Origin of the sequence: Sporosarcina sp. P29 (assembly GCF_002743265.1) — a bacterium.
Lineage (GTDB): Bacteria > Bacillota > Bacilli > Bacillales_A > Planococcaceae > Sporosarcina.
Genome location: NZ_PDYX01000018.1, coordinates 26,165 through 40,386, shown reverse-complemented (window position 1 = coordinate 40,386; position 14,222 = coordinate 26,165). Strand labels below are relative to the sequence as shown.

At 40.5% G+C, this 14,222-nt stretch carries 14 protein-coding genes; 7 read left to right on the top strand and 7 right to left on the bottom strand.

Annotation, left to right across the window (positions count from 1 at the left end; all coding sequences use genetic code 11):
• Window positions 1-26: 26 nt before the first annotated feature.
• Window positions 27-734 (bottom strand): phosphoadenylyl-sulfate reductase, encoded by a 708-nt coding sequence (locus CSV68_RS13295; RefSeq protein ID WP_099662363.1) that lies wholly within the window; start codon window positions 732-734, stop codon window positions 27-29.
• 884 nt (window positions 735-1,618) lie between these two features.
• On the opposite strand from CSV68_RS13295, the gene CSV68_RS13290 reads away from it, so the two are divergent.
• Window positions 1,619-2,335, top strand: a complete 717-nt coding sequence (locus CSV68_RS13290) for a YebC/PmpR family DNA-binding transcriptional regulator (protein ID WP_099635150.1) — start codon at window positions 1,619-1,621, stop codon at window positions 2,333-2,335.
• 39 nt (window positions 2,336-2,374) lie between these two features.
• Here the strand turns inward: CSV68_RS13290 and CSV68_RS13285 are convergent, their stop codons facing one another.
• On the bottom strand, window positions 2,375-2,749 hold the full coding sequence (locus CSV68_RS13285) for an SLAP domain-containing protein (protein WP_099635149.1): 375 nt from the start codon (window positions 2,747-2,749) through the stop codon (window positions 2,375-2,377).
• A 221-nt stretch (window positions 2,750-2,970) separates the two neighbouring features.
• Between CSV68_RS13285 and CSV68_RS13280 the strand changes: the two genes are divergently transcribed.
• The 3 genes from CSV68_RS13280 to CSV68_RS13270 all read left to right on the top strand — a co-directional run bounded on the left by CSV68_RS13280 (window position 2,971) and on the right by CSV68_RS13270 (window position 5,429).
• A complete protein-coding gene (locus CSV68_RS13280) occupies window positions 2,971-3,438 on the top strand; it encodes a low molecular weight protein-tyrosine-phosphatase (protein ID WP_099635148.1) in 468 nt (155 codons plus the stop codon).
• Window positions 3,435-4,136, top strand: coding sequence for an RluA family pseudouridine synthase (locus CSV68_RS13275; protein WP_099635147.1), 702 nt, complete (start codon window positions 3,435-3,437; stop codon window positions 4,134-4,136). Before CSV68_RS13280 ends, CSV68_RS13275 begins: the two co-directional genes overlap by 4 nt.
• A 75-nt stretch (window positions 4,137-4,211) precedes the next feature.
• On the top strand, window positions 4,212-5,429 hold the full coding sequence (locus CSV68_RS13270; RefSeq protein WP_099635146.1) for a carboxylate--amine ligase: 1,218 nt from the start codon (window positions 4,212-4,214) through the stop codon (window positions 5,427-5,429).
• Window positions 5,430-5,477: 48 nt separating this feature from the next.
• Here CSV68_RS13270 and CSV68_RS13265 read toward each other — a convergent pair whose 3' ends face one another.
• Window positions 5,478-7,211 carry a methyl-accepting chemotaxis protein gene (locus tag CSV68_RS13265; protein ID WP_233192923.1) on the bottom strand — a complete coding sequence of 578 codons (1,734 nt, stop codon included), beginning with the start codon at window positions 7,209-7,211 and terminating at the stop codon, window positions 5,478-5,480.
• 281 nt (window positions 7,212-7,492) lie between these two features.
• Here CSV68_RS13265 and CSV68_RS13260 point away from each other — a divergent pair, with 281 nt between their 5' ends.
• Together CSV68_RS13260 and CSV68_RS13255 are read left to right on the top strand one after the other, a co-directional pair.
• The gene (locus CSV68_RS13260; RefSeq protein ID WP_099662361.1) at window positions 7,493-8,536 is read left to right on the top strand and encodes a lipid II:glycine glycyltransferase FemX; all 1,044 of its coding nucleotides are present in this window, start codon (window positions 7,493-7,495) and stop codon (window positions 8,534-8,536) included.
• A 38-nt stretch (window positions 8,537-8,574) separates the two neighbouring features.
• Complete coding sequence (locus CSV68_RS13255) at window positions 8,575-9,756, top strand: DEAD/DEAH box helicase (protein WP_099635143.1); 1,182 nt, start codon at window positions 8,575-8,577, stop codon at window positions 9,754-9,756.
• A 170-nt stretch (window positions 9,757-9,926) separates the two neighbouring features.
• Here CSV68_RS13255 and map read toward each other — a convergent pair whose 3' ends face one another.
• From map to CSV68_RS13240, 3 genes are all read right to left on the bottom strand, one after another.
• Window positions 9,927-10,676, bottom strand: coding sequence for a type I methionyl aminopeptidase (gene map, locus CSV68_RS13250; RefSeq protein WP_099662360.1), 750 nt, complete (start codon window positions 10,674-10,676; stop codon window positions 9,927-9,929).
• Between the two features lie 94 nt (window positions 10,677-10,770).
• Window positions 10,771-11,112, bottom strand: a complete 342-nt coding sequence (locus CSV68_RS13245) for a magnetosome magnetite crystal formation protein family (RefSeq protein WP_099635141.1) — start codon at window positions 11,110-11,112, stop codon at window positions 10,771-10,773.
• A gap of 101 nt (window positions 11,113-11,213) precedes the next feature.
• Window positions 11,214-11,951 carry a hypothetical protein gene (locus tag CSV68_RS13240; RefSeq protein WP_099635140.1) on the bottom strand — a complete coding sequence of 246 codons (738 nt, stop codon included), beginning with the start codon at window positions 11,949-11,951 and terminating at the stop codon, window positions 11,214-11,216.
• 231 nt (window positions 11,952-12,182) lie between these two features.
• On the opposite strand from CSV68_RS13240, the gene CSV68_RS13235 reads away from it, so the two are divergent.
• Window positions 12,183-12,728 carry a GNAT family N-acetyltransferase gene (locus CSV68_RS13235; protein WP_099635139.1) on the top strand — a complete coding sequence of 182 codons (546 nt, stop codon included), beginning with the start codon at window positions 12,183-12,185 and terminating at the stop codon, window positions 12,726-12,728.
• A gap of 904 nt (window positions 12,729-13,632) precedes the next feature.
• Here the strand turns inward: CSV68_RS13235 and CSV68_RS13230 are convergent.
• Window positions 13,633-14,211 (bottom strand): beta-class carbonic anhydrase, encoded by a 579-nt coding sequence (locus CSV68_RS13230; RefSeq protein ID WP_099635138.1) that lies wholly within the window; start codon window positions 14,209-14,211, stop codon window positions 13,633-13,635.
• Window positions 14,212-14,222 lie beyond the last annotated feature (11 nt).

Below are 14,222 nucleotides of genomic sequence, written 5' to 3'. Positions count from 1 at the left end.
AATACTTGGTTTTAAGGTTAAAAAAATCATGTATGCAATCCGCATTCTGTCTTGCCGCTACCAGTCCAACGTCCAGAGCGCATGTCTTCTTCAGTAAATGCTGGTTTTGTACAGTTTGCGCACCCAATACTCGGGTATCCTTGATCATGAAGTATATTATAATCCAGTTCATGGGTGTGGGCGAAACGCCAAACATCTTTCCATGTCCAATGAATAAGCGGACACACTTTAATCTTTTTAAAACGGTTATCTAAATTCAAGTACTCGGTAGATTTTCTTAATTCAGATTGTTCACGCCTTAATCCTGATATCCAAGCAGTGGAAGGGGCAATTGCTTCTTCCAGTGGTTTAATCTTGCGCAAATCACAACATTGGTTTGGATTGGTTTTCCAGAGATCCAGGCCATATTGATCTGTCTGTTCTTCAATAGTCAAACCAGGCTGTTGCAAATGAATTTGAAGCTGAGGATAACGCTTCTTCACTTTTTCTATCGTGTCATATGTCTCTTTAAAATGATAATTGGTGTCTAAAAATACAATCTTGGCATCGGGTTTCACGCGTGAAATCAGTTCGATCAATACAATTCCTTCGATACCAAAGCTACAAGCATAGACTAGCTTTTCTCCATAGTGATCATAAGCCCATTGCAGTACTTCAGAAGCTCCTTTTGTCTCGGAGTCTGCCGGAAACTCTGGTAAGACCGGTGCATCTTTTAACGATTCAAATGTGATCATTCCATCCCCCCGTTAACTGTTATATTATTAACAGTTTAACAGACAATTAAAAATAGTCAATGCAAATTAGAATAGTAGGGATTGAATTTTTATACGTGTAAATAATGGCGGTTTGTTAGTTGCATTACGTTTCCGTAAAGGGGGCGTAATAAGCGGCGAGTTCATTGCCCCCACTTCGGCGCTGGTGGTAGGCGCCTTCGTTGGATTGGGTGTAGGTCAGTTCGTATACTTCTTTTTAAAAAGTACAAAATCAGTAACACCAAATCACTGATCTTCTTCCTATAAGAACCACAACCAAAATAACTACCACTCAGCAGCGCAGGCACAACTGCGGGGTAGGCCGTGGCCAGGAGACAACTGGCAGCACTACCGCCAGCTGGCTCCTGGCTGTAGGCAATCCCCCACGTGCCTGCGCGATTCCAGAAAGCAGACACTCGATGACTTCGGTATCCAACAACCAGTCGAGCAACGACCCCAACAAAAGTGAAAATGACCCGCAGCCGCCTAGTCTTTCCGCCAACCGCGTTTCCAGGTTGGGTAAGATACGCTAATTATCATTCTTAGAACCACAACCAAAATAAATACCGCTCAGCAGCGCGGGTCCAGAAAGCAGACACTCGATGACTTCGGTATCCAACAACCAGTCGAGCAACGCCCCCCAACAAAAGTGCCAAAGACCCGCAGACGCCTAGTGTTCCAGTCAAACGCATTTCACAATCGGGTAACATACTGTTGCCCCAAGCGAATAAAACGTAGGACGACAGTACTATTTCATCTCTATTTATCTCACAACATTATTCTTTTTACTTTTCATGTCAAAATGCAATTGGTATACTAAATAGTAGTAGTAAATCATTATAACTAAAGGAAAGAGTGTGCACCCAATGGGCCGTAAATGGAATAACATTAAAGAAAAGAAAGCGTCTAAAGATGCGAACACAAGTAGAATCTATGCAAAGTTTGGCCGTGAAATATATGTAGCAGCAAAATCAGGGGATCCAAGTCCTGAGTCCAACCAAGCACTGAAATTCGTACTCGAGCGTGCAAAAACCTACAGCATACCGAAAGCGATCATCGACCGTGCAATCGAAAAGGCGAAAGGTGGCGGCGAGGAAAACTTCGACGAACTTCGTTATGAAGGATTTGGTCCGAATGGCTCTATGGTCATCGTGGACGCTTTGACAAATAACGTCAATCGGACAGTTTCCGAAGTGCGTGCGGCATTTGGTAAAAATGGTGGCAACATGGGAGTGAGTGGTTCTGTAGCTTACATGTTTGATCCAGCTGCAATTATCGGTGTTGAAGGCAAAACGGAAGATGAAGTATTAGAGTTATTGATGGAAGCGGACGTTGATGTAAATGATATTGAGGAGGAAGATGGGCAAGTAGTAGTTTACGCTGACCCTACCCATTTCCATGAAGTACAAGAGGCATTCCGTCAAGCGGGTGTTACGGACTTTACCGTAGCCGAGTTATCCATGATTGCTCAGAACGAGATTTCATTAGATGAAGAAACTCAGGATCAGTTTGAAAAAATGATTGATGCGCTTGATGATTTAGAAGATGTACAACAAGTTCATCATAACGTTGAATTAGCATAAAAAAACAGCTGTTCCATAAATGGAGCGGCTGTTTTTATATTACTTTATGATAACTTTCCATCCGTCAGAAGGTTCTTCAATTGAATGTACATAAGTAGGTAAGAAGATGAAAGACCAGGGTGTTGCGGCAAAAGGTGGAATATCGAGGGATAATGAAAAAGTCTCCTCAGCTACTACATCACTGTGTTCATTCACTACACATACTATAGCTTCACGAATAGATAATAATTCATTACGATTATTTTGCAAGAATACAGTAGCGACTAATCCTCCGTTGCGTTTTCGTTTCAACAGTATAGGTGTAGCTGTAAATTCTTCATGTACTGACTTTTTAGTTTCATATTGAAGAATAAAAGCCTGTTTTTGTTTGTCCGATAAAGTAGCTTCCCATGTTGCTTCAAAAACAATTTGCATAGCGTAGACCTCCTTTTTCCTGTATCATTCCCAGATAAATGATATTTAAGTCCTATTATAACATGAAATACTAAAAGATATTAACTACGACTTAATTCTCTTGTGTAAGATAAGAATTTCAGTATGACTGGAATTATCGCTGATTATTATACATAGAATGAATGAATTTATCGAATGATGTATACTAGAGTAGAAATATACTAGTAAAGGGAGAGAGTCGTATGATACGTGTATTATTCGTTTGTCTCGGGAATATTTGTCGCTCACCTATGGCTGAAGGAGTATTTCGTAAGATGATTCATGATGAACGATTGGAAGGGCGCATCAAAGTAGACTCGGCAGGAACAAGTGATTGGCATGTCGGGAAAGCGCCCCATGAAGGAACTTTGGCCAAACTGGCAGAATATCACGTTTCGGCAGATGGGATGGCGGGACGTCAATTAAACGTGGAAGATGCAGCGGATTTTGATTATATAATCGGAATGGACGCAGAAAACATCCGAAATATTCATAACATATTTGGTGATCATAATCATCAACGTGTGCTTCGTTTTTTGGATTTGACAAGTCATCAAAAAGACGTTCCAGACCCGTATTTCACTGGTGATTTCCAAGAAACATACGACTTGGTGCTCGAAGGGTGTCAGGCGTTATTGGATTTAATTAAAAAAGAGGGATCCATAAAATGAAGATTCCTATATTATATGAAGATAACCATCTCTTAGTCGTTGAAAAGCCGGTCAATGTACCGGTGCAAAAAGATGAGAGCGGGGACTTGGACGTATTAACTATTTTAAAGCAAGATATTAAGAGACGTTATCAAAAGCCAGGAAAGGTATACCTTGGCTTAGTACATCGTCTTGATCGTCCCGTTGGTGGCGTAATGGTATTTGCTAAAACTTCCAAGGCGGCATCTCGTCTATCCGATCAGCTTCGGCGCGGCATCATCGAACGGAGATATTTAGCGGTTCTCCGTGGTGTGCCTCGGAAAAAACAATCTACTCTTCAGCATTATTTATACAAGAATCGTCAAAAAAATCAAGTGTACAGCGTGAAGCCGAACCATCCGGAGGGGAAGATGGCTAGTTTGGATTATCAAGTACTTGATAGTAAAATTGATCAAAGCTTAGTAAGTGTACGTCTACATACAGGACGATCACACCAGATTCGAGTACAAATGGCAACAGAAGGGCTTCCGCTCTATGGTGATCAGAAATACGGTGGTACTATCAATAGGCGTGGCGAACAAATTGCGTTATGGTCACACGAGTTGGAGTTCGAACATCCGACAACAAAGGAAAAGCTACAATTTACATCAGAAGCACCACGAGTTTATCCTTGGGAATTATATACTACGCACGATCAAGTTTATAAAACATATGGTTAGTGAAGAACCGTCCATTCTTGACTTACGAATTCGGTGCCACTACACTAAATGGAAAAACGTCTGTTGGAGGAATATATGAGTAAGCATTCTTTTATCCCGATTATTGTCGGAACTAATATTAACGCCTATAATATGGCAATTTCGTTTCATGAAGAATATGGCATTAAACCTGTAATTGTAGGCAGAGAGCCATTGCCATTCACAAGCTATAGTACGATTACGGACATCCAAGAATTAAATCCTGGTTTGCATGATCCAGAAATATTCGTCCAGTTTTTACGTGAAATTGCTAAAAAATATAGGACAGCTGATCAAAAATTAGTGCTTGTCGGTACAGACGACTTATATGTACGTCTGATTATTGAGCAGCGGGAAGCTTTGCAAGAAGATTTCTTGTTCAATTATATCAATGAAGAAATTATGAATGCCGTGTATATTAAGAAGAATTTCTATGAATTATGTGCTGAACATGGGATAGATACACCTTCTACCTACTTTCATTCATGTTTATCCGATGAACCATTTACGGAAGAAGTGCTGTTCCCGGTCATCATCAAGCCAAGCGACGGAGTTCAATACTACCGCCATCCGTTTGAAGGGTTGCAGAAGATCTATAAGGTCGATACATATGAGGAAATCAATCGAATTATTCAAATGGTAAAGGCTAGTGGATATACAGAAGATCTGATTATCCAAGATTTCATTCCTGGTGATGATACGTATATGTGGGATGCTGTGTATTATGCAGATCAGCACGGTAAAGCACAGTTAATCACATTGGCGCAGGTGGTATTACAAGAACGTGCGATGACAGCGATCGGAAACTATACAGCGCTGATTACGCGGTATGATAAAGAAATTATGACAAAATTAGCTAACTTCCTTGAAGCAATTGGCTATGTCGGTTACGGAAACTTCGATTTGAAATACGACGAACGCGATGGTAAATTCAAAGCGTTTGAAGTGAATATCCGCCAAGGGCGTTCAAGTTATTACATTACGCAGTGCGGTGAGAATATGGCGAAGTATTTGGTCGATGACTTAGTGTATGGTAAGGAAAAGCCGTTAACATATCTAGATGACCATTTCCTATTCACTGTCGTACCGAAAGCGGTATTGAAAAAATTTGTGGATAATCCGCCTATGGAAAAAGAGATTCGATCTTTAATCAAAGCAGGAAAATACGGAAATCCTTTATTTTACAATAAAGATAAGCATATGAAACGTAAGTTATATTTACTTATGCGTCAAATCAACTACTACAAGAAGTATAAAAACGCTGTTGAAGAATAAACTAATCCCTGCGCATCTGCGCAGGGATATTTTATTCTTATTAAGTTATTAGCTGAATCGGTCTACTAAGTCGTGCATATTCTCCGCTTCTGTATGAAGGTCGAGGGAAGCATGCATAATCGTGCTAATCGCAGCTTTTTGTTCATCAATAGATGCATTGACTTGTTCGGTAGCTGCTGCGGATTCAGTCGCAACAGCGGCAATTTGATCAATTGCCTGAACAACATGTTGTCGATTTTCATCCATACTGTTCATATCATTTTCCATAGTCTTCAACAGTGATGTGATGTTGAGAATGGAATCGGATAGTTGTTCGAAAGCATGTTTAGTTTCCATAATGGTGCCTTCTTGATTACTCGTCAATTCTAATGTGTGTTTCATTTGGTTTTCAGCAGTCGTCGTATCTTTTCGAATATGCACGAGGAGGTCGCGAACTCTCGTAGTTGCCTCGTTCGTGTCTTCAGATAAATGACGCACTTCGTTGGCTACTACAGCGAATCCTTTACCATGTTCCCCTGCACGAGCAGCTTCAATACTAGCGTTTAACGCAAGTAAGTTCGTTTGCTCTGAAATGGATGAAATGGTTTGGACGATGGCTTGGATCTCATTCATTCTAGATACAAGTTGTGAGAAGTTACCTTGTAAATCATTAATGACGATGTTGAAATTCTGAGAGTTTTCTTCTAAGTTCTCGGCCTTTTGCATACCAGAACTTTGTAGATCGTTCATGCTGCGCATCTCTGTCACAACGTTTTCATATTGCGCTGCTGCATTGGAAATCAGTGTAGATAATTGCCCCACTTTTGTGATCGCAACATCTGCTTCTTCTGATTGCAATACAGCCCCTGAAGATACCTCAGCAATAGCGCTGTGGATCTCGTCAGCAGATGCTGTTGCTTCTTCCGTGATTGCGCTTAATGTTTCGGATGATGTTCGCATGCGGTCTGAAGAAAGTCTTGTGTGACCGACCATCTCATTCAGATTATTTTTCATCGTATTCACATTTTCAGCTAAATGGCCAAGCTCATCACGTGAACGGATTGGAATATCTTCACCTGACAATTGACCTTGCGCAATTTCAGCTGTAATGAGGCGGATATTTTTAATGTATGATGTCAGACGTCCTGAGAAAATCGAAAATAATGTAACGCCTACAATTATAGAAATAATTACTGAAATTAAGGTGTACCATAAAACATTTTTTGCTCCAGCATTAAAGTCTACTAAATAGGTTCCGGCCACTACGATCCATCCCCAATTAGGATCTTCTAAGCCGTACGTGATTTTTGGTGCTTCTACATTTAAGTTACTTGGTAGTGGCCAGTCATATTGTACATAACCGCCTCCGTTTTTAGCTTCTGAAATTACTTCACGAATGAAGTAACGTCCATCTTTTGTTTTGGTTTCATAGAGACTTTCTCCTTCTTTCTGTGGATGTACTAGCAAAGTACCTTCCTCATCCACTACATAAAAGTAGAAGTTCTCCCCGTATTTCGCTGGATTGTCTAAAGATCTAGTACCATCTGTGGCCATAGGTCCCATGATTTTTTCTTTAGCCCGTTCTTGGGCATCTTCTAAACTAATTGTACCGTTCTCTACTTGAACATTGAGCTCATCGATCAAATCTAGGACAGCGTATGTCCCGTTCTGTAATCCCATTTCCCCAACAGTCTCAAGCTCTTGCTTCGCCACAAAGTAATTGACGACACCAACAGCTACTAATGGAATTAAAATAACTAGTGCTGCAAGCGCTATCAACTTGTTGCGTACTGAACCTTTCAATATGTAATCCCCCTTTTGCATTTCTATGTGAACCTTTCTACCCTGTTTATAGTATAGGCTATTCCGATTGATAACGGAATAGCCTGTCTCATTTTCTAGTAAATTATTACTTATTATTCAAGCAACGTTGTTAAATGGCAGGTGTATACCCTTCGATTCTTGACTTGAAAAATGCAGTAGGATACACTTAATAGAGCTGTGGCTATACGGTTCTTAAAGATTTTCAAAAGTTTAAAACGGAAATTGTATGGAGCTATAGTAACGTAAGGAGTGTTCGAGCAGTGCCGATTTTAGATAAAAGTAATGCAAAAGATGTTGAAAGATATGAAACGTTTATGAGAAATTCTCCGTTTCGTTCGATTACACAAGATCCCAATTGGGCGCATGTAAAAGATGACTGGGGTAACGAGCAAGTATATGTAGAACGGGACGGAGAAATTGTAGCCGCTATGTCCTTATTGATACGTAAGGTACCAGGCGGTTTTTCATTACTATATGCACCACGTGGACCTATTTGCGATTTACATGATCAGAAGCTGGTTGAAGAATTGATTCAAGAGGCAGAAGTGCTTGTGAAAAAACATAAAGCTTTTGCATTAAAAATGGATCCTGAACAGCTTTATACAGATGAATTGGACAAGTTATATCGTGATGCAGGTTACATAGTACGCAACGAAGGCGCGGGTAAAGAAGATTTAATCCAGCCTCGCTATAATATGATTGTTAAATTGACGGACGAAGATGAAGATTCTTTAATGCTTAAGTTCCGTAGCAGAACGAGAAGTAAAATCCGAAGTTCAGCACGTAAAGGTGTGGAAGTATCTTATTCACGCAGTGATGAATATTTAAAGAAATTCTTTGAAATCCATGAAGAAATGTCTGTTCGAAATCAAATCTCTATTCGTTCATATGATTATTTCGTTAAAATGCGAGAAGCATTCGATGATTTACGTATTTATATAGCGAAGCACGAAGACGACTATTTAGCTGGTGCTGTAACTATTAACTATAAAGGAAAATTATATTACTTATATGCGGGTAGCTCCAACACGAAGCGTAATCTAAATCCTAGTTATCTAATGAACTATGAAATGATGAAGTGGGGATTGGAAATAGGTGCAGAACAGTATGATCTTGGTGGAGTATTCGTACTCGACAGTGAGCAAGATGGATTATATAATTTTAAAAACAGTTTTTGTCAGGTAGACGGAGTGACAGAATTTATCGGTGAAATTGATAAAGTGTACAAACCGTTCATTTATAATATGTTTGTGAAAGTAGTGCCTAAAATTCAGAAGTTGAAAAAGAAGCTTCAAAAAAAATAACCGGTTGAAGTCCTCAACTACAGAAAAGAGTGAACCGAATGAATTTTTTAGACGAGCTGAATGAATCTTTACGCACAAAATGGAAATTTAAACAGCCTATGCCGATTCAGTCTCAAATGATACCCGAGATGTTGTCTGGTAAAGACATAGTAGCTGAATCACCAACAGGGACAGGTAAAACACTAGCCTACGCATTACCTGTGATTCAAATGGTCGACGGCAATCTACCGAAGACACAAGCATTAATTATTACACCATCACAAGAGTTATCCATGCAAATCGTTAATGTGATACGTGAATTGGTTGAAGGAACTTCCGTAACGGTAACTCAACTAATTGGCGGTGCAAACATGCAACGTCAAGTCGAAAAGCTTAAGAAAAAACCGACAATCGTAGTCGGCACTCCAGGAAGATTAAATGAACTAGTAAGAGAAAGAAAACTAAAAATGTATGATATTCAATACTTAGTCATTGACGAAGGGGATCAGCTTTTGTCGCGCGAATATCGCGTACTGGTGAAAAGCTTGATTGAAGCAGCAAACCCCGAACGTCAGTTAGCGGTTGTGTCTGCCACAATTACAGATGAAATCGAACTCGTTGCCAAGCAGCTGATGAAAGATCCAATCCGACTGCAAGTCAATTCAGATGAAATTCCAAATAGTGGTCAAGTGGTTCATTCATACGTAAAAGTAGATGAGCGCAGAAAGACGGATATACTTCGAGGGATTTCTGCATTATCAGGAGTACGAGCGCTAACATTCATGAATAATGTGGATCAATTGCGCATGAAAGAACTAAAACTACTCTACAATGATGCACCGATCGCAGTCCTCTATTCTGACATGAAAAAACTCGACCGTCAGAAAACATTGGAAGACTTCAGAAAAGGGACTATTCGCATCCTTATCGCTACAGACTTAGCGGCACGAGGACTGGACATCGAAGGACTAACGCACGTCATCCATGTCGACGTACCTCATACAGCCGAACAATACGTGCATAGATCAGGAAGAACTGGCCGTGCAGGGGCAGACGGAGAAGTCCTCACACTTCTATCCTACCCAGAAGAACGCGACTACCGTAAAGTTTCCAAGGGTATCAAAACAGTCCAAAAAGTTTGGTACAATGGACAACTGATCGAAGGAAATTCCAAGACAATCGACGACATGAAAAAAGCAGCACCAAAGAAATCAAAGCCGAAAGTTAAGAAAAAGAAATAACCAAAAACGTATCTTCCAAACGATAATACAAAAAGACTGAAGACTACTCTCCTATCAGGGAGGTAGCCTTCAGTTTTTTCTTTTACTATAGCAGGTTAGATCTCAAAACGCTTCGTAAGTATAAAAAATGAGCATGCACGGAAAACATCCGTACATACTCATTTCTATCATCAATCAAGCTGAGTCAAAATAATAGGCTGACCTTTCGTCACGACTATCGTATGCTCAATCTGTGCAACGAGCGACTTGTCGGGCGTAACAAATGTCCAACCGTCATCCAACTCAACTACTTGCTCAGCCGTTTGTGAAATGAAAGGCTCCACTGCCAGAACCATACCATCCTTCAATAACGTTTTATCCCAAGGGTCATAATAATTCAGAACATGTTGAGGCTCTTCGTGAAGGGCCGTACCGATTCCATGACCGGTTAAGTTTTTGATCACATGTAAGCCATTATCTTTTGCTTCACGCTCTACAGCTTTACCGATTTGATTCAGACTAGAACCTGCTTTTACTTTCAATAACGCGCGGTCCAAAGCGGACTTTGCTACGTCGCATAATTTCTGCTTTTTCTCATCAGGTGTACCTGCCACGAATGAAATCCCAGTGTCTGCAAAGTAGCCGCCAGCTGATCCAGAAACATCTATATTCACGAGATCACCGTCTTGGATCTCGTAGCTTCCTGGAATGCCATGCGCTACCTGATGGTTGACGCTGATACATGTATAGCCAGGGAAGTCATACTGGTCGATAGGAGCAGAAACTGCACCTTTTTCAGTGAACAGACGACCTGCCATATTATCAAGTTCTTTCGTTGTGATGCCAGGTACTGTAGCATCTTTCAACGTTTCACGAATTTCCGCAACAATTTTACCTATTGCCCGTAACCCCTCTAATTCTTCATCATTTTTCACAATCATGTTCACAAGTCCTTTCTTCCGTACAATTTATTCAATTCTACTATATCATACTTTATCGATGTTTTTTTAATGATTAGCTTGTTCTTTCCATTACTTACTTCAAGACTTTTACACCTTGATACACATTCCAAATCAAGACGCTTACAAACAATAAACTATATAGAATGATGAATAGCATAGGAACGAATCCCCAGAACATCATATTGCTGTTTGTATTGGTTATGGTATCGACATTAAAGGAAAATATCGAAAAGGACATGATGATAAACCCAGCAATTAGTAATGCCATAGGGACGATATGTGAAATGAGTGCCTTTTTTGCATGGCGGCGAACTTCGAATTCATCTGCAACGAAGTAAATGATAATCGGCAATAGAAGGGGAGCGAAAAATACACTGAAATAACTAAGTGAAGACAATAATTTTGAATTTGACATAGCGTAACCTCCACTCTCTAGCATGATAGTCCATACTCTAACCTATACCCTATTTTACGGTATAATCATAAAAAAAACACGGTTGCCCAATTGGCACCGTGTTATAATTGTGTGGGCTTTGAAAAACGCTGTCCCATAAATAGTATAAAACCGATAACTGCGGAAAGAAATAAAGCGGCTGTTGAAACAAATAGTTCATCAGTTCCATTTTTTATTGCAATACCGATGAAAGACCAAATGATAATTAAATTAAACATAGAGTCGTGGTAATGATACATAAAATGTAGAGCGATCGCTGCAGTCAGAGTTAAGAACAATACTGTCCATAGTGGATCACTCAAACCCCATCCTGTCCAATCGTGAAATTTGAAAGCATAGGTAGAATTTGCAATGACAGCGATGAAGATCCATGCCATGTAAGCCGAAATCGGAAGTCGTTCCCGGTTCGTTCCCTCTATTTTGGCGTAACTGAAATACAGCACGAGTAAACTAATTAACAAAGCAATTACGCTGACGATGGCCCAGTAATAATAACTATAATGCCATAATAAAAGCCATGCGATATTTAAAAAGCAGCTGACTGAGAAAGAAATTGCACGTAGATTGGCAACGGATGAAGAAAGTCTAACTGATGTTTTGAAAAACATGTATAGCCAACTGACAAGTAACAGATCTAGCACTATCCAAATTGAAAAAACGTACTCTGCAGGCATGAATAGAACCGGTACTCGATTAGCAATTTCCCAAGTAGTCAGTCCGTTAAGTGGAATTAAATTTGCAGCGATATGTGTTCCAATCATGATGAGTAGCGAAAGTACCATCAAAATAATTCTTAGCATGATAAAATCCTCCTGAACAACAGTATACAGAGATTACGGATCGATGGAGGGGAAAAGTATGAATTTTCCTTTACAAATGAGAAAATGTGGCGTTCTATTGTCTTGTAGATGTAAAAAATCTATAATAAGAACTAATGAATTCAGGTAACTGGTACTGAATCTCCATTTCATTCATATCGTTTGGATAAAGTAGAAGGCAAGAACAGAATGCTTCGAAAAGGATGAGGACAAATGATTTTACTCGAAGGGGAGCAGTGCTACCTACGGATACTCACAGAAGATGATGCGTATCAATTCACCCAGCTGCTAATTGCCAATAAGGAGTACTGGACGGAATTTGAACCAAGGCACGATAATACGTATTATACAGTAGCAATGCAACGAGATAAAATTCGAGAATCTCTCTATCAAATGCGTGATCGACGGGAGTATAATTTCGGTATTTTTGATTCAGCAACAAGTTTAATCATCGGTCAGATTTCATTGTACAGCATCAAACGGTTACCGTTTTCCAGTGGTTTTGTGGGGTATTCCATTGATCAGCGGCAAACAGGAAGAGGCATCGGCACAGAAGCGGTCTCGCTTATTAATCAGTTTGCATTTGAAAAAGTGAATCTACACAGGGTAGAAGCATATGTATCTCCTCGTAATGTAGGTTCAGTCAAAGTGTTGGAAAAAGCACAATTCCAGCGTGAGGGATTGTTACGCCAATTACTATTTATTAATGGTGTGTGGGAAGATCATTATATGTATGCCATTGTGGAAGAGGATTATTGAAAGGGTAAGACCCTTTTGGAAAAGTGGATAACTATATGGAAAAGCCGGCTCTTCGAATAGAAGTTGCTGGTTTTTCGTTTTTATTGCGGTAGTACGCAGTGCAGATGTGTTCGTTGCCGCTCATAGTTTCGCGTGAAGCGCTCATAGTTCTTGCTGATCCGCTCTATCACACGGGATAACCGCTCTATGCCACCTCATAACCGCCCATACATTCAGTCCAAGCGATCATAGTCGACTTGCAACCGCTCTATCACCCCGCACGCCCACGTTATCCTGAAAGTGGTAGGGCAGTGCAGACACATTGCCGCTCATAGTTTCGCGTGAAGCGCTCATAGTTCTTGCTGATCCGCTCTATCACAAAGGCTAACCGCTCTATGCCACCTCATAACCGATCATACATTCAGTCCAAGCGATCATAGTCGACCCCTAAACGCTCTATCACCCCGCACAGCTACGTTATCCTGAAAGTGGTAGGGCAGTGCAGACACATTGCCGCTCATAGTTTCGCGTGAAGCGCTCATAGTTCTTGCTGATCCGCTCTATCACACGGGATAACCGCTCTATGCCACCTCATAACCGATCATACATTCAGTCCAAGCGATCATAGTCGACTCCTAAACGCTCTATCACCCCGCACACCTACGTTATCCTGAAAGTGGTAGGGCAGTGCAGACGCATTGCCGCTCATAGTTTCGCGTGAAGCGCTCATAGATCATGCTGATCCGCTCTATCACAAAGGCTAACCGCTCTATGCCACCTCATAACCGATCATACATTCAGTCCAAGCGATCATAGTCGACTTGCAACCGCTCTATCACCCCGCACAGCCACTTCAACAAGTACACCATAAAAACACAAAAAAACGACCCTTCAATAGAAGAGGTCGATTTTTCATAAAGCTATTTTACTGAGAGACTTCCTTTACTTTGTAACCATCTTCAATAATGTCCAGCTTGCCGTTTCCGGGATCGATAACAAGTCCATGTACATTTACGTCGGTTGGGATGAGAGGGTGATTACGGATCGCGTCCACACTCTTTTTCACGCTTTCTGTTACATCACTGAAACCGTGCAACCATTTCTCCATATCGATTCCGGAGTACTTCAATGTTTTAAACATGTTTGGATCTACACCGCGCTCAATCATATTGCCTATAATGTGATCGGTGTTGATGGAGCTCATGCCACAATCATGATGGCCAACTACGTATATTTCATCAGCTTGTAATTCATAAACTGCCACTAAAATACTTCGCATCAAACCGCCAAAAGGAGACGTGATGATTGCGCCGGCACTCTTAATGATTTTAGCATCGCCATTTTTCAAATTCATCGCTTTAGGGAGGAGCTCGATTAATCTTGTATCCATACATGTTAGGATGACAATTCGTTTATTCGGAAATTTCGTAGTGGAAAACTCTTCATACTTTTTTTCTTCGACGAACGTTTTGTTATAAATCATAATTTCGGATAATGATGTCATGGTTATGATCT

Bases quoted from the DNA above. Each gene is read 5' to 3' on its own strand.
- CSV68_RS13295 (WP_099662363.1), bottom strand. From the start codon at position 734: ATGATCACATTTGAATCGTTAAAAGATGCACCGGTCTTACCAGAGTTT.
- CSV68_RS13290 (WP_099635150.1), top strand. From the start codon at position 1,619: ATGGGCCGTAAATGGAATAACATTAAAGAAAAGAAAGCGTCTAAAGAT.
- CSV68_RS13285 (WP_099635149.1), bottom strand. From the start codon at position 2,749: ATGCAAATTGTTTTTGAAGCAACATGGGAAGCTACTTTATCGGACAAA.
- CSV68_RS13280 (WP_099635148.1), top strand. From the start codon at position 2,971: ATGATACGTGTATTATTCGTTTGTCTCGGGAATATTTGTCGCTCACCT.
- CSV68_RS13275 (WP_099635147.1), top strand. From the start codon at position 3,435: ATGAAGATTCCTATATTATATGAAGATAACCATCTCTTAGTCGTTGAA.
- CSV68_RS13270 (WP_099635146.1), top strand. From the start codon at position 4,212: ATGAGTAAGCATTCTTTTATCCCGATTATTGTCGGAACTAATATTAAC.
- CSV68_RS13255 (WP_099635143.1), top strand. From the start codon at position 8,575: ATGAATTTTTTAGACGAGCTGAATGAATCTTTACGCACAAAATGGAAA.
- map (WP_099662360.1), bottom strand. From the start codon at position 10,676: ATGATTGTGAAAAATGATGAAGAATTAGAGGGGTTACGGGCAATAGGT.
- CSV68_RS13245 (WP_099635141.1), bottom strand. From the start codon at position 11,112: ATGTCAAATTCAAAATTATTGTCTTCACTTAGTTATTTCAGTGTATTT.
- CSV68_RS13240 (WP_099635140.1), bottom strand. From the start codon at position 11,951: ATGCTAAGAATTATTTTGATGGTACTTTCGCTACTCATCATGATTGGA.
- CSV68_RS13235 (WP_099635139.1), top strand. From the start codon at position 12,183: ATGATTTTACTCGAAGGGGAGCAGTGCTACCTACGGATACTCACAGAA.
- CSV68_RS13230 (WP_099635138.1), bottom strand. From the start codon at position 14,211: ATGACATCATTATCCGAAATTATGATTTATAACAAAACGTTCGTCGAA.